Origin of the sequence: Burkholderia sp. LA-2-3-30-S1-D2 (assembly GCF_001523915.2) — a bacterium.
GTDB lineage: Bacteria > Pseudomonadota > Gammaproteobacteria > Burkholderiales > Burkholderiaceae > Burkholderia > Burkholderia diffusa.
On the sequence record NZ_CP013383.1, the window covers coordinates 2,421,840 to 2,437,339 of the forward strand.

17 protein-coding genes are annotated in these 15,500 nt (G+C 66.9%); 12 read left to right on the forward strand and 5 right to left on the reverse strand.

The features are described 5' to 3' along the window. Positions 1 to 293: 293 nt before the first annotated feature. From WS66_RS34065 to WS66_RS33630, 4 genes are read left to right on the forward strand one after another with little or no spacing between them, the layout of a single operon-like run. Positions 294 to 458: a hypothetical protein gene (locus WS66_RS34065; protein ID WP_162840554.1), complete on the forward strand. Its 165-nt coding sequence runs from the start codon at positions 294 to 296 to the stop codon at positions 456 to 458. Between the two features lie 56 nt (positions 459 to 514). Continuing rightward, positions 515 to 862, forward strand: coding sequence for a BON domain-containing protein (locus WS66_RS11090; RefSeq protein ID WP_059601062.1), 348 nt, complete (start codon positions 515 to 517; stop codon positions 860 to 862). 52 nt (positions 863 to 914) lie between these two features. Next, the gene (locus tag WS66_RS11095; protein ID WP_059601059.1) at positions 915 to 1,112 is read left to right on the forward strand and encodes a CsbD family protein; all 198 of its coding nucleotides are present in this window, start codon (positions 915 to 917) and stop codon (positions 1,110 to 1,112) included. Then, positions 1,109 to 1,258, forward strand: coding sequence for a hypothetical protein (locus WS66_RS33630; protein ID WP_156429781.1), 150 nt, complete (start codon positions 1,109 to 1,111; stop codon positions 1,256 to 1,258). Before WS66_RS11095 ends, WS66_RS33630 begins: the two co-directional genes overlap by 4 nt. Positions 1,259 to 1,336: 78 nt before the next feature. Here the strand turns inward: WS66_RS33630 and WS66_RS11100 are convergent, their stop codons facing one another. Further along, on the reverse strand, positions 1,337 to 2,365 hold the full coding sequence (locus WS66_RS11100) for a DUF1338 domain-containing protein (protein WP_059601056.1): 1,029 nt from the start codon (positions 2,363 to 2,365) through the stop codon (positions 1,337 to 1,339). A 227-nt stretch (positions 2,366 to 2,592) separates the two neighbouring features. On the opposite strand from WS66_RS11100, the gene WS66_RS11105 reads away from it, so the two are divergent. Both WS66_RS11105 and WS66_RS11110 read left to right on the forward strand, forming a co-directional pair. After that, the gene (locus WS66_RS11105; protein ID WP_059601054.1) at positions 2,593 to 3,543 is read left to right on the forward strand and encodes a LysR family transcriptional regulator; all 951 of its coding nucleotides are present in this window, start codon (positions 2,593 to 2,595) and stop codon (positions 3,541 to 3,543) included. A gap of 491 nt (positions 3,544 to 4,034) precedes the next feature. Then, entirely contained in the window at positions 4,035 to 5,663 is a 1,629-nt protein-coding gene (locus WS66_RS11110) for an NADP-dependent glyceraldehyde-3-phosphate dehydrogenase (RefSeq protein WP_059601052.1), read from the forward strand. A 73-nt stretch (positions 5,664 to 5,736) separates the two neighbouring features. Here the strand turns inward: WS66_RS11110 and WS66_RS11115 are convergent, their stop codons facing one another. After that, complete coding sequence (locus tag WS66_RS11115) at positions 5,737 to 6,369, reverse strand: LysE family translocator (RefSeq protein WP_059601804.1); 633 nt, start codon at positions 6,367 to 6,369, stop codon at positions 5,737 to 5,739. 620 nt (positions 6,370 to 6,989) lie between these two features. Between WS66_RS11115 and WS66_RS11120 the strand changes: the two genes are divergently transcribed. Then, on the forward strand, positions 6,990 to 7,313 hold the full coding sequence (locus WS66_RS11120) for a hypothetical protein (RefSeq protein ID WP_059601050.1): 324 nt from the start codon (positions 6,990 to 6,992) through the stop codon (positions 7,311 to 7,313). Between the two features lie 36 nt (positions 7,314 to 7,349). Here the strand turns inward: WS66_RS11120 and WS66_RS11125 are convergent, their stop codons facing one another. After that, the gene (locus tag WS66_RS11125) at positions 7,350 to 8,585 is read right to left on the reverse strand and encodes an NADH:flavin oxidoreductase/NADH oxidase family protein (RefSeq protein WP_059601803.1); all 1,236 of its coding nucleotides are present in this window, start codon (positions 8,583 to 8,585) and stop codon (positions 7,350 to 7,352) included. A gap of 78 nt (positions 8,586 to 8,663) precedes the next feature. Here WS66_RS11125 and WS66_RS11130 point away from each other — a divergent pair, with 78 nt between their 5' ends. Then, the gene (locus WS66_RS11130; RefSeq protein ID WP_059601048.1) at positions 8,664 to 9,125 is read left to right on the forward strand and encodes a MerR family transcriptional regulator; all 462 of its coding nucleotides are present in this window, start codon (positions 8,664 to 8,666) and stop codon (positions 9,123 to 9,125) included. 198 nt (positions 9,126 to 9,323) lie between these two features. Next, a complete protein-coding gene (locus WS66_RS11140) occupies positions 9,324 to 9,644 on the forward strand; it encodes a DUF1330 domain-containing protein (RefSeq protein WP_059532307.1) in 321 nt (106 codons plus the stop codon). A gap of 28 nt (positions 9,645 to 9,672) precedes the next feature. Here the strand turns inward: WS66_RS11140 and WS66_RS11145 are convergent, their stop codons facing one another. Beyond that, a complete protein-coding gene (locus WS66_RS11145) occupies positions 9,673 to 10,509 on the reverse strand; it encodes an NAD-dependent epimerase/dehydratase family protein (protein ID WP_059601044.1) in 837 nt (278 codons plus the stop codon). A gap of 102 nt (positions 10,510 to 10,611) precedes the next feature. On the opposite strand from WS66_RS11145, the gene WS66_RS11150 reads away from it, so the two are divergent. Further along, complete coding sequence (locus tag WS66_RS11150; RefSeq protein ID WP_059601041.1) at positions 10,612 to 11,715, forward strand: LacI family DNA-binding transcriptional regulator; 1,104 nt, start codon at positions 10,612 to 10,614, stop codon at positions 11,713 to 11,715. 111 nt (positions 11,716 to 11,826) lie between these two features. On the opposite strand, the gene WS66_RS11155 is transcribed toward WS66_RS11150, so the two are convergent. Further along, positions 11,827 to 13,119: an MFS transporter gene (locus WS66_RS11155; RefSeq protein ID WP_059601039.1), complete on the reverse strand. Its 1,293-nt coding sequence runs from the start codon at positions 13,117 to 13,119 to the stop codon at positions 11,827 to 11,829. 342 nt (positions 13,120 to 13,461) lie between these two features. On the opposite strand from WS66_RS11155, the gene WS66_RS11160 reads away from it, so the two are divergent. Then, positions 13,462 to 14,940: a DNA-3-methyladenine glycosylase 2 family protein gene (locus WS66_RS11160; protein WP_059601037.1), complete on the forward strand. Its 1,479-nt coding sequence runs from the start codon at positions 13,462 to 13,464 to the stop codon at positions 14,938 to 14,940. Continuing rightward, positions 14,937 to 15,470 (forward strand): methylated-DNA--[protein]-cysteine S-methyltransferase, encoded by a 534-nt coding sequence (locus tag WS66_RS11165; protein WP_059601035.1) that lies wholly within the window; start codon positions 14,937 to 14,939, stop codon positions 15,468 to 15,470. The genes WS66_RS11160 and WS66_RS11165 overlap by 4 nt, the downstream gene beginning before the upstream one ends. Positions 15,471 to 15,500: the final 30 nt, after the last annotated feature.

Consider the following 15,500-nt stretch of genomic DNA (forward strand, 5'->3'; position numbering starts at 1 on the left):
GGCCGATGCAATCGACAGGCGCGGATGCACCATGCGCAATAGTACATTCGCACGCCGCGCCGCCTGCGTGCGCTATCCCGCCGAGCGGCGCGCGGCACGACTGGCGCGCCGATCATCCCGCATCGCGCGCATCACGACGCACGTCCCGTTCCCGCTCCTTCGTTCCGTCCCCGTGCAAACGCACTAGCCGATCCGGTGAATTTGCGCGATGTCCGCGTGCATTCGCGCCGGTACGCTGGTAGTGCATCGGCGCCCATGCGCCGCCCTTTCATACCGCAGAGGAGGATCCCCTGATGAAGCTGCATCAGACACCCGATCCGACGCGACCCGAGCCGGCCCCGGACCATCCGCCCGAACCGTCGCCTGGCACCGATCCGCCGGTGCCGCTGCCGCCCGACGTGCCGCGCCCCGACATGCCGCCGCGCGAGCCCGGCTACGACACGCCGATCGCACGGTAACGCGCGGCGCGCCTGCGCCGATTCCCATCCACCACGTCAATCGAAGGAGCACATCCATGAACAAGACCTCGAACCTGTCGGCGCTGCTCGCCGTCAGCGCGGCGTTCCTGCTTTGCGCCGCCCCGCTCACGAACGCACAGGCATCGTCGTCGTCCGACGACGGCATGAAGGCGGAATCGAACCAGCCCGTCACCGACACGTGGATCACGACCAAGGTGAAGAGCGAACTCGCGACCACGGACGGCGTGAAAAGCGTCCACGTCAACGTGAAGACGGTCGATGGCGTCGTCACGCTGACGGGCGTGCTGCCGTCGAAGACCGCGGTGAAGAAGGCCGTCGCCGTGACGCGCTCGATCAAGGGCGTGAAGCACGTCGACGCATCCGGCCTGAAGGCGAAGGCCTGAACCGTCGCGCGGCCGAGCGTCGCGCTTTTTCCCCTTATTCCAGGAGCACACGATGAACGAAGACAAGATCAAGGGTCAATGGAAGCAGTTGACCGGCAAGCTGAAGGCCAAGTGGGGCAAGCTGACCGACGACGATCTCGCGGTTGCCGAAGGCAACCGCGACTATCTGGCCGGCAGGATCCAGGAGCGTTACGGGATCGCACGCGACGAAGCCGAGAAGCAGTTGAAGGAGTTCGATCGCGACCTTTGACGCGACGTCGCCTCACCCCGCCGCGATGCGTCCTGCATCGCGGCCACGCGGAGGACCACGACATGGGCAAATATCTGATCGCATGGCTGCTCGGCGTACCGCTCGGCGTGCTGGTGCTGTTCTATCTGGTCACGCACCTGTTCTGACGATCGCGCCGCCCATCCAACGCAAACGGGCCGGCGGCTTTCAACAGCCGCCGGCCCGTTTGTCTGCATGCGTCGCGTCTACTTCGCCGCGTTCGCCGTCATCTTGAAGATGCCCTGCGCGTTGCCCGCGTCGAAACGCAGGTCCGTCACCCAGCGGCGCGCCGCCTGGTCGAACGTGCGGCGGCGCGTGATGAACTCGTAGAACGAGCCCGGCACGTTGCGTTTCACGGTCCCGCCGTCGCGCGTGCGGAATTCGCGCTCGACGATGTCCGCGCGATAGGCGGTCTGGAACACGCGGCCCGAACGCGAGCGCTCGACTTCCGGCTTCATCGGCCGGCCCTTCGCCTTCTCGTCATCGGATAGCTTGAACACGTCGGCCACGCGATCGGTCGCATGGTTGAACGCATTGCCTTCGGTCGCGATCCACGCCATCTCGGCCGATTCGAGCAGCAGCGTCTCGTAGTCGAGTTCGTTCGGCAGGTCGTGCTGGCGCGCGAATGCGCCGACGATCTCCGGCAGCAGCGCATGCGCGGCGTCGAGCGGGAGCCAGCCTTCGCGCTCGATTTCCCACAACAGCGCGACGGACGCCGGCGACAGCGGATCGCGCGACGAGCTCACGACGTTCGTCACGGCCTGCTGAAATTCCCTGGAGAAGCGCTCCGGATGCAGTTCGCTGACGAAGAACTGCGCAATCTCGTCCGGTGCGTCTTCATGCGCATACGCGCGGCCCGTCATGCCGAGCTTGTCGAGCGGATAACGGCCGTTCAGGCGGAAGCCGAGCGGACGCAGGATGCGCGTGAACGCGGCTTCGCCCGGCGGCAGCGCGCCCGTGTGCGGCCAGCGCACCGTTCGCAGCGCGCCGTGGTCGAAGTAGACCGAGCCGCCGTTTTCGATCGCGTCGGCCGTGTACGCGCGGCCGTTCGCCGAACGTTCGAGCAGCCCTTCGAACAGCGCCATGTTCATCGCCTGCGCGATTTCCGCGCGCGTGACGACGTCGGTTTCCCATTCGTCGAGGATGGCCGGCATGTTCAGGGTCGCGAACAGGGCGTCGGTCTTCGCCTGTCCCAGCAGCTTCGTCAGCAGGCTCTCGATATTCGGATTGCGCATCAGGATTCTCGTGTTCGGGGGACCGCCGGCAAGCGTGCCGGCAACTCGAATGGCCGGCCGCCCAGCGGGCGCCTGGCCTTGCGTGGGATGCATTATTCAAAGGGTTGCAGCAGGGCGTAAAGCGAGATTAAATTGAGACGTGATGAGTTTTTGGAATTATCGGTCGTCTCCGCACTCGTCCTCCGGCCCGCCGCGGGCGGGTCCGTTCGTCAGACAAAACGAGCATCATGCGCAAATTCAAGATCCCCAACATGGGTGCGCTCGTGGCTTTCGAAGCCGCGGCGCGCCACGAGAGCTTCACGCACGCGGCCAAGGAACTGTTCCTGACCGAAAGCGCGGTATCGCGGCAGATCGCGACGCTCGAGGCGAGCCTCGGCGTGCGGCTGTTTGCGCGCGTGAAACAGCGCGTCGTGCTGACGCGCGCCGGCAAACTGTACGGCACGCAGGTGCGGCGCGCGCTGGAGGCGCTCGATCGCGACACGCTGTCGATCATCGCGCACGGCAGCGGCGGCGGCTACCTGGAGCTCGCGGTGCTGCCGACCTTCGCGTCGCACTGGCTGATCCCGCGCATCAAGAGCTTCTATGACCGCACGCCGGACGTGCGCGTGAACATGGGCAGCCGCACCGACCTGTTCTCGTTCGAGGACACGCACTTCGAAGCCGCGATCCACTACGGCAAGCCGACCTGGCCCGGCACGTCGTCCGATTACCTGTTCGGCGAGGAAGTCGTGCCGATCTGCTCGCCCGCGCTGCTCGACGGGCCGGTCGAACGCGTGGAGGATCTGCTCGCGTATCCGCTGCTGCACTCGACCACGCGTCCCGGCGCCTGGGCGCAATGGTTCGAGACGCACGGCATCGAGGACATCCGCACCATGCAGGGCGTGCGCTACGAGTTGCACACGATGCTGATCAGCGCGGCCGCGGCCGGGCTCGGGATCGCGCTGGTGCCGAAGTTCTTCGTCGAGGAGCAGTTGCAGCAGCTCGGCCTCGTCGTGCCGTGCGACGCGGCGACGGTTGGCGATTCGGCGTACTACCTCGTTTATCCGACGGAGCTCAGTCACAGCAAGCCGCTCGAGTCGTTTCGTGCATGGTTGCTGGAGCAGGCGAGCGCGTATGCGGCGCCGGGGCGGGACGAGAACGAAATGGAGGACGATGAAGACGACGAGGACGTCGAATAACGCGAGGCATCGCGAGGTCGGGCGACGCGGGTGGCCGGCTGCGAAAGTCCGGTGCGCGCCGGGCGGGCAACCCCGACCCGGCGCTCCGGGCAGCCGACCTCGCTTCGGCAGCGCGGCGGACCTTCTCTCTTTTCTTCACTGCGTGTGTTTTCTCTCAGGTTCCGGGGCAATTTTTGCTTCGCCGCGCCGAGCCATTATCCGCCCAATCCGGCCGAAGTGAAACGTTTGCGCATGCACCAGGCGACTTATACCCGCCATTCGGACACATTCCTTCAAATAGCTTACGTATCGTGCGATCGCGTTCGGCAAATCTTGCAATCGGTTCGGCGTTCCTTTTAAATGGAACTGGTTCCATTCCGCGTTTCGGCCATGCCGCCGCGTGACGCCGCTTCGTCCGCGCGTCATGATGCCGATTCAGGTTCGAGGATCGTTCAGCTCAGGATTCCGCATCGCCCGTCCTTCCCGGACACACCCCGTCAAACGAGACCGTCATGCCCGATTCCGCCTCCCTGCAGCAGCTGTTTCCCGCCTATCAAGACATCCCCGCCGAGTTCCGGCTCGCCGCGCCGATCCACCAGCGCGTGTCGCTGGTCGACGGCGAGTTGCGCCCGTGGGACGGCGCGACCAAGACCGTGCTGTCGCCCGTGTGCGTGCGACAGCCGGACGGCAGCGTCGCGCAGATGGAGATCGGCAGCTATCCGGTGATGAGCGAGACGGAAAGCGATGCGGCGCTCGACGCCGCGGTGCGCGCGTACGACTCGGGCCGCGGCGAGTGGCCGACGATGAAGGTCGAGCAGCGCATCGCGTGCATGCAGGACTTCATCAAGCGGATGGTCGCGCAGCGCGAGCTGGTCGTGAACCTGATCATGTGGGAGATCGGCAAGAGCCTCGCCGATTCGCAGAAGGAGTTCGACCGCACCGTCACGTACATGACGCAGACGATCGACGCGCTGAAGGAGCTCGACAACGCGAACTCGCGCTTCGTGATCGCGGAAGGCACGATCGGCCAGATCCGCCGCACGCCGCTCGGCGTCGTGCTGTGCATGGGGCCGTACAACTATCCGCTGAACGAGACCTTCGCGACGCTGATCCCCGCGCTGCTGATGGGCAACACCGTGGTGTTCAAGCCGCCGCAGTACGGCACGCTGCTGTTCGAGCCGCTGCTCGAGGCGTTCCGCGACGCGTTCCCGAAAGGCGTGATCAATACGATCTACGCGCCGGGCGCGGTGGTCGTGCCGCACATGCTCGCGTCGGGCAAGATCAACGTGCTCGCGCTGATCGGCTCGAGCAAGGTCGCCGATCACCTGAAGAAGCAGCATCCGAAGTCGCACCGCCTGCGCGCGATCCTCGGCCTCGATGCGAAGAACGCGGCGATCGTGCTGCCCGACGCCGATCTCGATCTCACCGTGAAGGAGTGCCTGCTCGGCGCGCTGTCGTTCAATGGCCAGCGCTGTACCGCGCTGAAGATGCTGCTCGTGCATCGCTCGATCGTCGACGAATTCCTGAAGCGCTTCACCGCTGCGCTCGAACAGCTGAAGATCGGCATGCCGTGGGAAAAAGGCGTCAGCATCACGCCGCTGCCGGGCATGCATCGCACCGCGTACATGACCGACGCGATCGACGACGCGAAGGCCAGGGGCGCGCAGGTCGTCAACCATTCGGGCGGCGAATTCAGCAAGACGCTGTTCTACCCGGCCGTCGTGTATCCGGTGTCCGAAGGGATGAAGCTGTATCGCGAGGAGCAGTTCGGGCCGATCATTCCGGTCGCGCCGTTCGACGACGTGGAAACCGCGCTCGACTACGTGACGACGTCGGAGCACGGCCAGCAGGTCAGCATCTTCGGTTCCGATCCGGCGCAGATCGGCGCGCTCGTCGATCCGCTCGTCAACCAGGTGTGCCGCGTGAACATCAACTGCCAGTGCCAGCGCGGGCCTGACGTGTTCCCGTTCGCGGGGCGCAAGGATTCGGCGGAAGGCACGCTGTCGGTGACCGACGCGCTGCGTGCGTTCTCGATCCGCTCGATGGTCGCGGCGAAGCAGACCGACGGCAGCAAGCAGCTGCTCGACTCGATCGTGTCGGATCACCACTCGAAGTTCATCAACACGGGCTTCATTTTCTGAAGCGCCGAAGCCGATCCGCCGCGTGTTCGCGCGGCGGATCGTTCGTCTGGCTGGACGCGTGCGGGTTGTCCGTTCACACGTTCGACGCCAGCAACCGGATCCCCGCCACGCCGAACACCACGGCAAGACACGCTTCCATCGCGCGGCGTCCGCGCACGTACAGCCGGCGTGCGCCGTCCGTCGAGAACACCAGCGCATAGCCGCCGAACACCAGGCATCCAATCGCGATGCAGCCCGGCACGACGGCGCCGTGCGACGCGCCCGCGCCGTTCGACGACAGCGCGACGATCGACACCCACACCAGGATCGCTTTCGGATTCGTCAGATGCAGCATCGCGCCGCGTGCGTAGAAGCGCGACAGCTTCCGATCGGCCGTCGCCTTCGGCGTGTCGGCCGCCCTGGCCGACCACGCGGTGCGGCCCGACTTGAACGCGAGCCACAGCAGGTACACGCCGCCGAACAGCTTGATCGCGACCAGCAACTGCGACCATGCGAGCAGCGCGGCCGACACGCCCAGCGCGGCCACCGTCGCCCAGAACATCGAGCCCGAGATGACGCCGAGCGCGAACGCGAGCGCCGCCTTGCGGCCGTGATTCGCGGCGACCGACATGATCGCGAGATTGCTCGGGCCGGGGCTGGCCGTACCGACGAAATAGGCCGTGTAGGCCAGCAGCAGATTCGCCGAGAAGAAGGCGTGGGCGCTCATGTCGAACCTCGCGGAGATGATGCGATGATTGTTCGCAAACACGACGCGGCTGCCCATGGACAGTTGTCCGGTTATTCGCTGGGCCAGTTGGGCGCCGCGCGTCCACAGGTTGCGCATGCATCCGGCGGGCCGCGAACAAGACGTCTCGGATATGAAACATCCGGCGCATCCATCGTGCGCTTTCATCGTGAGGCGGGTGGCGCCGCGGCTCGCCGCGCGAGACCGTCCCGACCTCGTGCCGACGCCGGGAGCGGCACCGGCACGCGCGAGACACGACATTCCCCGATTCGTCGACCGAAACACTCGGCCGGTTTCAGCCCGGCGTTACGTTACATCGCTGAAGCATTTCATTCATCCGGCCCCTGTCGCGCTGCCGCTCGCGCTCGCGCGCAGCGTATGGATTCCCTTCTCGATTTTTCGTGCAAGCCAGTATCGGCGGGACGCGACGACCGCTGCCACGCCCGGCGTCAACATTGCTCAACACTTGGATCGCGGGGCTGGTACGGAACGTGCATTCCCGTCGGATGACAATCGCGCCGCCGATCGGCGCGGACATGAACCCGGATCGGGACCCTCCATCGGACACGCCCGAACGATCCACGCAAGTTACGAGGCTCTTCATGGATGCGCTGCCCAACTCATCCGATACGTCGTTCCAGATCTTTCTCGCGAAACTGCTCGACCAGCCGCAGCCCGAGTGGACGGAAAAACAGCAGATGGAACTCGAGATGGCACGCACGCTGTCGACCCAGATGGTCCACTTCGCCGAAGGCATGCGCGGCGGCAACGCGGATCTCGCGCGCTGCCTCGTGCTGCTGCGCTACGCGAAGGTCCTCGACTTCATGCTGACGTCGCTCGCCGCGCACCGCGACATTCATCCGCAGACGCTGCGCACGCTGTTCCGGCTCGCGAACCTGAAGGTCGACGATGCGTATCCGGTGTGAGCGGGCATCGGGCAGCCCAACGCGGCGCCTTCGCGGCTAGCGCGCCGCCCGCCCGGCCATCCATTTGCGGTAACGCCGCGTCTGGCACTGCGCGGCGAGTTGCTGCGACACCAGCGCGCGCAGCGGCGACACGCCCGGGTGCGTGCGCCGCCCCACACTCAACCGCGCGAGCTGGAACTTCACGACGGCCATGTTCGCCAGCGCACCCAGTGCCTTGTTCTTCCAGCGGATCGGCTGCAGCGCCGGCGCGCTGTCCTTGCCGGCCTGCCAGTCGCGCGGCAGGTTCGGCTCGATCGACAGCGCGGTCGCGATGCCGACCATCGCCACGCCGCTGGCGACCACCTGCTCGGCCACCGCGCGGCGCCGGATTCCGCCCGTGACCATCAGCGGCATGGCCGCGACGGCCGTGATGTCCCGTGCGAATTCGAGGAAATACGCTTCGCGGGCCAGCGTGCGCCCGTCGCGCGCCTCGCCCTGCATCGCCGGCACTTCGTAGCTGCCGCCCGACAGCTCGACGAGATCGACGCCGAGCGGATTCAACAGTTCGACGACGCGCTTCGCATCGTCCGCGCTGAAGCCGCCGCGCTGGAAGTCGGCCGAATTCAGCTTGACCGACACGACGAACGCCGGCGACACCGTCGCGCGCACGTCGCGCACGATGTCGAGCAGCAGCCGCGCGCGGTGCTCGATGCTGCCGCCCCACGCGTCCTGCCGGCGGTTCGTCAGCGGCGACAGGAACTGGCTCAGCAGATAACCGTGCGCCGCGTGGATCTGCACGCCGGTGAAGCCGCTTTGCTCGGCGAGCTGCGCGGCGCGCACGAAGCGCTGCCGCACATCGACGATGTCGGCTTCCGTCATCTCCTTCGGCACCGGGAACTGCTTCGACAGCGCGCCGAGCGCGAGCGGCACGGCCGACGGCGCGAGCGTCGTCTGGCCGAGCGCCGCCTGCATCTGGCGCCCCGGATGGTTGATCTGCATCCACACGTGCGCACCGCCGGAGCGCGCGACCTGCGCCCACCGCCGAAAGCGGTCGAGATGCGCGTCGCTGTCGAGCACGACGCCGTTCGGCCCCGTCATCGCGCGGCCGTCCACCATCACGTTGCCGGTCAGGATCAGGCCCGCCCGGCCGTCCGCCCACGCCTGGTACAGGCGCAGCAACGCGTCGGACGGCGCGTGGTCCGCATCGGCCATGTTCTCTTCCATCGCGGCCTTGGCGAGCCGGTTCGGGATCACCGCGCCATTGGGCAGTGTGAGGGGCGCAAACAGGTTCATGGTGAACATCCTCGATTGACGATGCCCAACCATAACTTTAAAGTCAGCTTCAAGGTCAAGCCCCCCTGGAGCACAAAGATGAAGATCGGCGAACTGGCGCGAACCAGCGGCATCGCGGCATCGCGCATCCGGTTCTACGAAGCGAGCGGCTTGCTCGAACCGGCGCGCCGGCAGGCGAACGGCTATCGGGAATACGGGCCGGAAGCGCTGACGCGGCTCGCGATCATCGACCGCGCGCAGCGCGCGGGCTTCGCGCTCGACGAGATCCGCGCGGTGCTGCCGCCCAATCTCGGCGCGTGGCCGCGCGACGAACTGCTGCAGGCGTTGCGGAACAAGGTCGACGAAATCGCGCTGCTCGAACAGCGGCTCGCGCAGAACCGGCGCAACCTGCAGGCGCTGATCGACGAGATCGCGAACAAGCCCGCCGGCGAGGATTGCGCGGGCGCCGCGCAACGCATGCTCGACAAGCTGTGCAAGGAAGCCGCCGAGTCGGAGCCGGAACCTGTGCCGCACCCGCGGCCGATCCGCAAGCACGCGTGAGTGCGTCGCGCGCCCGATGTCCGTGACGTGCCGCACGCGACACGCGACACGCGGCACCCAGTATGCGCGCCCACGCGCGGCCGGCATCGCGCACGGCCACATGGATGTGCTTACGTCGCAGGTAATCGACGCGCGCCGCCCGCGCGCCGATCATGGCTTCACCGATCGACGCATCGCGTCGACGCCACGGAGCCCGCCATGACCGCCTACGCCATCGCCCACCTGCACGACGTTGAAATGTGCGACGACATCGTCGAATACCTCGAACGCATCGACGGCACGCTCGCGCCGTTCGACGGTCATTTCGTGATTCACGGCGCGCGGCCCGACGTGCGCGAAGGCGTGTGGCGCGGCGACCTGATCGCGATCGCGTTTCCCGATCTCGATACAGCGCGCACGTGGTACGAATCGGATGCTTACCGGCGGATCCAGCCGCTGCGCGCGCGGCACGCGAGCGGCCCGTTGATCCTGATCGACGGCGTGGACGAACGGCACAAGGCGACGGACATCCTGCGCTGATCCGCGACGCCGGCGGCGCCTGCGATGCTTACTTCGCGTTGCGCTCCATCGGCTCGCCCACGACGAACCCGCCGCCCTGGAACCGCTGCGCGGGATCGTCGTAGTCGGCGGTCGGCGCCGCCACCGGGAACAACCCGGCGAACTGCTCGGAGCTGTCGCGCGGGCGGAAGCCGAGGAAGCCCGCCTTCGTGTTGTCCCACCACTTCACCGGGTTGTCCGACGCGCCGTACACGATCGCATGGCCGACGCGGTTCGTCAGCAGCGAACAGCGCACCAGCTCGATGAAGTCGCGATAGCTGAGGAACGTCACGAGCATGCGCGGATTCTTCGGCACTTCGAACGACGAACCGATCCGCAGGCACACCGTCTCGATCCCGAAGCGATCGAAGTAGTAACGCGACAGCGATTCGCCGAAGCACTTCGTCACGCCATACAGGCTGTCGGGGCGCAGCGGCGAATCGGCGTCGAGCACTTCCGTGACCGGATGAAAACCGATCGCATGGTTCGAGCTCGCGAACACGACGCGCTTCACGCCATGCTTGCGTGCGGCTTCGTACAGGTTGTACGTGCCGGTGATGTTCGCATCGACGAGATCGTCGAACGGCGCGTCGACCGAAATGCCGCCGAGGTGGACGATCGCGTCGACACCGTCGACGAGCGCCATCACCGCCGGCCGGTCCGCCAGATCGACGACCCGGATTTCCTCGTGCGGGGCCGCATCGTCCAGCGCGGCGATGTCGCTCACGCGCACGATGTCGGCCCAGCTCGCCAGCGCGCCGCGCACCTGACGGCCAAGGTTGCCGGCCGCGCCGGTCAGCAGCAGGCGCCCGAACGGCTTGCGTGCGCCGGTGGATGTGGCGTTCATCGAATCTCCTTGAATCTGTTCTGAAGTGTCCTGGACGTCGTCCGAACCCGACGGAATCGGAAAACGTTTTCCAACTATACGCGGGACAAAAGCCGAACGTCAATGGTCGAATCTGCCCGCAGCCATCCGCACTTTCCCGATATCGGTCGGTGGCCGGACGCCGGCTTTTTCTGCCACAATCCGGTGCAATCGAACGAAAACGTTACCCTTCCGATGAAAAAAGTTTCCCCGACGATCCGCGACGTGGCGGCGGAAGCCGGTGTGTCGGTCGCGACGGTATCCAAGTACGTAAACGGCACGCAACGCTTTTCGCCAACCGTCGAAGCGCGGCTCAAGGAAGCGATCGAGCGGCTCGGCTACCGTTCGAACCCGCTCGCGCGCTCGATGATCACCGGGCGCACGCGCACCATCGGCCTCGTGATCCTCGACATCAGCAACCCGCACTTCACGAACGTCGTCAAGGGCGCGAACCGCGTCGCGCTCCAGCACGACTACACGCTGCTGCTCGTCGATACCGAAGAGAACCAGGCGCGCGAACGCTCGCTGATCGAGGCGCTCGCGCAGCGCGTCGACGGGCTGATCGTCAGCACGCGGATGCCCGACGACCAGGCCGGCTGGATGCTCGACCTGCACAAGCCGCTCGTGCTGCTCAGGCGCAGCCCCGGCCTGCCGATTCCGAGCGTCGGCATCGACAACCGGCTCGCGACCTACATGCTCGCGCGCCACCTGCTCAATCTCGGCCATACGCGCATCGCGTACCTCGGTTTCGGCCCCGCGCGCGTCAACGACGAACGGATCCAGGGCGCGCGCGACTGTCTCGCCGAAGCGGGGCTCACGCTCGACGTGCACGATGCGCATGCGCCGACCGCCGAAGCCGGCGAGCGCGCATGCTCGCGCGTGATGCTCGGCCCGAACCGTCCGCAAGCCGTGATCTGCTACAACGACCTGATCGCACTCGGCTTCATGAAGGAAGCCGCGTCGCTCGGGTTCCGGCTGCCGCAGGACGTGTCCGTCGCCGGCGTCGACAACGTGCCGTACGGCGAATACGCGGCACCCGCGCTCACCACCATCGACATCCAGAGCGAGAACATGGGCGAGCTCGCGATGCAGAAACTGATCGACGCGCTCGCCGGGCGCACCGACGCCAGCTATTCGACGTTCGAGCCGCGACTGATCATGCGTGCATCGACGGCCGCGGCCAGTTGAATTGCGCAGTCGCGTCCACGGCCTGCCCCCGCTTCGTCGTCACTGCGCCGCTGTGCATCGCAAATAAAAACGCGCCGCCTCCGGGCGGCGCGTTCGTTTGCCGGCACGCGATCAAGCGTCGAGCTTCGCTGGCTTCATCTTCGGCGTGAGCACGTGCATGACCGCCAGCGCGAGCAGGTAGGCCAGCGCGCCGATCGCGAACAGCACCCAGTAGTGGCCCGTGCGTTGCAGCACCTGGCCGATCACTTCCGAGAACAGCACGCCGCCGATCGAACCGGCCATCCCGCCGATGCCGACAACCGACGCGACCGCGCGGCGCGGGAACAGGTCGGACGCCGTCGTGAACAGGTTCGCCGACCAGCCCTGGTGCGCGGCGGCCGCGAGGCCGACGATCAGCACCGCGCCCCACAGGCTCTGCACCTGCGACACGAACGCGATCGGCAGCACGCAGCAGGCGCAGATCAGCATCGCCGTCTTGCGCGCGCCGTTCACGCTCCAGCCCGCGCGCAACAGCATCGACGACAGCCAGCCACCGCCGATGCTGCCGACCGTCGTCAGCGCATAGATGCACACGAGCGGCAGGCCGATATGCTGCATGTCCATCCCGCGCGACTCGTTGAGCCACTTCGGCAGCCAGAACAGGTAGAACCACCACACGGGGTCGGTCAGGAACTTGCCGATCAGGAACGCCCACGTCTCGCGCTTGCGGATCAGTTCGCCCCAGCGCGGCGCACCGGCATTCGCGTTCGCCGCGTCGAGCGCTTCGGCTTCGTCGCGCGGCTCGTCGTATTCCGCGGCGAGCGCGCGCGTGTCGGCCGTGCGATACATCACCAGCCAGACCGCGAGCCACACGATGCCGATCGCGCCGATGATCACGAATGCCGCGCGCCATCCGTAAGCCACCGCGATCGCCGGGATGATCGCCGGCGCGAACACCGCGCCGATGTTCGCGCCCGAGTTGAAGATACCGGTGGCAAGCGCGCGCTCGCGACGCGGAAACCATTCGGCCGTCGTCTTGATCGCGGCCGGGAAGTTGCCGCCCTCGCCGATCCCGAGCAGCGCGCGCACGGCCGCGAAGCCCATCACCGAACCGACCGCCGCGTGCAGCATCGCCGCGATGCTCCACACCAGCATCGCGACCGCATACGAGATGCGCGTGCCGAGCCAGTCGACGATGCGCCCGAAGCCGAGCAGGCCGATCGCATAGAACGCGGAAAACGCCATCACGATGCGGCCGTACTGCACCTGGCTCCAGCCGATGTCGTGCTGAAGCATCGGCGCGAGCAGGCCGAGGATCTGTCGATCCATGTAGTTGATGACGGTCGCGAAGAACAGCAGCGCACAGACGGTCCAGCGGTAGCGGCTGGCGGCCGCGCGCACCGCGCCGACGACGGCAGATTGCATGAGTGTCTCCGATGCGCGGCCGCGCCCGTCGCGCCGCTGGATGTTGTCTGTCCGTGACCGGCGACGGGCGCCGGAGCGGACTGGCGGCCCGCCCCTTGCGTGGCACGGCCGCTCGTCCGTCGAGTTCTGGAAAACGTTTTTCAAAGGATAGGGCTTGGCCCGGTACCGTGTCAGTCGGGGATTTCGATGAGTCATCTCAAATCCGGCCGCGCAAAAAAGACGACTGTTTCGCAAAGTGGCATTAACCGTTTTTTGAGGATTTTCCCGTGTGCGAAAGGGGGCCATGACGCGAGCCGGCGCGTCGATACACATGTCCGATTCCAGCCGGAATCGGCAGCACGGATGGTTTACAGTCGTCTCATGCACCTCGATCCAGACACCTGCTACGACGCCCTGCTTTCGCGGAACCGCCGCTTCGACGGCTGGTTCTTCGTCGGTGTGTCGACGACGGGCGTGTATTGCCGCCCCGTTTGCCCGGTGAAACCACCGAAGGCGCGGAACTGCAGTTATTACCCGACCGCCGCCGCCGCGGAAAAAGCCGGCTTTCGGCCGTGCATGCGGTGCCGCCCCGAGCTCGCACCGGGCCACGGGCTGCTCGACCTGTCCGGCAATCTCGCCGACGCAGCCGCCTCGCTGATCGAGGACGGTTTCCTGAACGCGCATTCCGTCGATGCGCTCGCGCGGCGAGTCGGCGTGACCGAGCGCCATCTGCGCCGAATCTTCGCCGCGCAGTTCGGCGTGTCGCCGGTCGAATTCGCGCAGACGCACCGTCTGCTGATGGCCAAGCGCCTCCTGACCGACACCGCGCTGCCGGTGGCCGTGGTTGCTTCGACTGCCGGGTTCGGCAGCGTACGACGCTTCAACGATTTGTTCCGCCAGCGCTACGGTCTCAATCCGCTGCGCCTGCGCAAGGGCGCCGGCGCATCCGCCAGCGGCGACATGACCTTCCCGCTACCGTACCGGCCGCCGTTCGCTTGGGCCGAATTGATGCGCTTCCTCGCGCAGCGGCAACTCGACGGCGTCGAGCGTATCGATGCGCACGGCTATGCACGCGTCGTCGCCCTGCCGAACGGGCACGGCGACGCTCCGGTGACGGGCTGGCTGTCCGTCACGCACGTGCCGCAGCGGTTCGCGCTCGCGGTGACCGTGTCGCCCGCGCTGACGCCCGTCGTCCCGGCCGTGCTCGCGCGCGTGCGGCGGCTGTTCGATCTAGACAGCCGCCCCGACGTGATCGACGCGCATCTGGGCGAACTCGCGGACGGCTCGCCCGGCTTGCGCGTGCCCGGCGCGTTCGACGGGCTCGAGATCGCGATTCGTGCGATCGCGGGCGAACGATTGGCTGCGATGCAGGCAGGCGCCGTGCTGGCGCGTGTGGCCGAACGCTTCGGCACGCCGGTGGACCACGCACCGCCGGGGCTCACGCATGCGTTGCCTTCCGTCGCGACGCTGGCGAGGGTGCCGCCGGCGGCGCTCGAAGCAATCGGCGCGGCGCGTGATGCGGCGCGGGCGATCGTGTCGCTGGCACATGCAGTCGCCGACGGCACGCTCGCGCTCGAACCGATGGCGCCGCTCGATGCGACGCTCGCTGCGTTGCGCGCGCTGCCCGGCTTCGACGAACGCGCGGTGCAGTATGTCGCGATGCGTGCGATGGCCTGGCCGAACGCGTTCCCCGCAGACGACGCGTGGCTTGCATCGCGCGCCGCCGCCACCGAGCGTCCGCGCAGCATCGCATCATCGGCGCCGCAAGCGGTGCGCTGGGCGCCATGGCGCGCGTATGCCGCACTGCATGTGTGGCGCCTTCATGGAGAAGCTTCGCGATGACTCCCGCTCATCTGATTCCGAGCCCGCTGGGCGACATCGCCATCCGTATCGAAGACGATGCCCTGACGGGCCTCTTCTTCGTCGGCCAGAAATACTATCCGTCGCTCGGGATCGCACCGGATGCGGACGTACGCAACGCGTCGCCGCTCGCGCGCAAGGTTGCCGAAGAAGTCGCCGAATATTTCGCCGGCACGCGCGAAACCTTCTCGGTGCCCATTCATCTGCGCGGCACCGCGTTTCAGCGCAGCGTGTGGAAGGAACTGCTCGCGATTCCGTTCGGCAAGCTCGTGTCGTACGGCGACATCACCGAACGCGTCGGGCTGCCGATGAGTGCCGCGCGCGCCGTCGGCGGCGCGGTCGGCCGCAACCCGGTATCGATCATGGTGCCGTGCCATCGCGTGATCGGCGCGTCGGGCAGCCTGACCGGTTATGCAGGCGGCATCGATCGCAAACGCGCGTTGTTGTCGCTCGAAGGCGCCGGGTTCGCGCGCGGCGAGCGCCATCCGATGCAGCAGACGTTCGCGTTCTGACGCCGCGCGCGTGCCGTTCGACGTGTGTCG

Coding starts and splice junctions, on each gene's coding strand:
- WS66_RS11130 (WP_059601048.1), top strand. CDS start 8,664: ATGAAGATCGGCGAACTGGCGCGAACCAGCGGCATCGCGGCATCGCGC.
- WS66_RS11110 (WP_059601052.1), top strand. CDS start 4,035: ATGCCCGATTCCGCCTCCCTGCAGCAGCTGTTTCCCGCCTATCAAGAC.
- WS66_RS11100 (WP_059601056.1), bottom strand. CDS start 2,365: ATGCGCAATCCGAATATCGAGAGCCTGCTGACGAAGCTGCTGGGACAG.
- WS66_RS11160 (WP_059601037.1), top strand. CDS start 13,462: ATGGTTTACAGTCGTCTCATGCACCTCGATCCAGACACCTGCTACGAC.
- WS66_RS11145 (WP_059601044.1), bottom strand. CDS start 10,509: ATGAACGCCACATCCACCGGCGCACGCAAGCCGTTCGGGCGCCTGCTG.
- WS66_RS34065 (WP_162840554.1), top strand. CDS start 294: ATGAAGCTGCATCAGACACCCGATCCGACGCGACCCGAGCCGGCCCCG.
- WS66_RS11120 (WP_059601050.1), top strand. CDS start 6,990: ATGGATGCGCTGCCCAACTCATCCGATACGTCGTTCCAGATCTTTCTC.
- WS66_RS11095 (WP_059601059.1), top strand. CDS start 915: ATGAACGAAGACAAGATCAAGGGTCAATGGAAGCAGTTGACCGGCAAG.
- WS66_RS11140 (WP_059532307.1), top strand. CDS start 9,324: ATGACCGCCTACGCCATCGCCCACCTGCACGACGTTGAAATGTGCGAC.
- WS66_RS11165 (WP_059601035.1), top strand. CDS start 14,937: ATGACTCCCGCTCATCTGATTCCGAGCCCGCTGGGCGACATCGCCATC.
- WS66_RS11150 (WP_059601041.1), top strand. CDS start 10,612: ATGGTCGAATCTGCCCGCAGCCATCCGCACTTTCCCGATATCGGTCGG.
- WS66_RS11155 (WP_059601039.1), bottom strand. CDS start 13,119: ATGCAATCTGCCGTCGTCGGCGCGGTGCGCGCGGCCGCCAGCCGCTAC.
- WS66_RS11125 (WP_059601803.1), bottom strand. CDS start 8,585: ATGAACCTGTTTGCGCCCCTCACACTGCCCAATGGCGCGGTGATCCCG.
- WS66_RS11105 (WP_059601054.1), top strand. CDS start 2,593: ATGCGCAAATTCAAGATCCCCAACATGGGTGCGCTCGTGGCTTTCGAA.
- WS66_RS11090 (WP_059601062.1), top strand. CDS start 515: ATGAACAAGACCTCGAACCTGTCGGCGCTGCTCGCCGTCAGCGCGGCG.
- WS66_RS11115 (WP_059601804.1), bottom strand. CDS start 6,369: ATGAGCGCCCACGCCTTCTTCTCGGCGAATCTGCTGCTGGCCTACACG.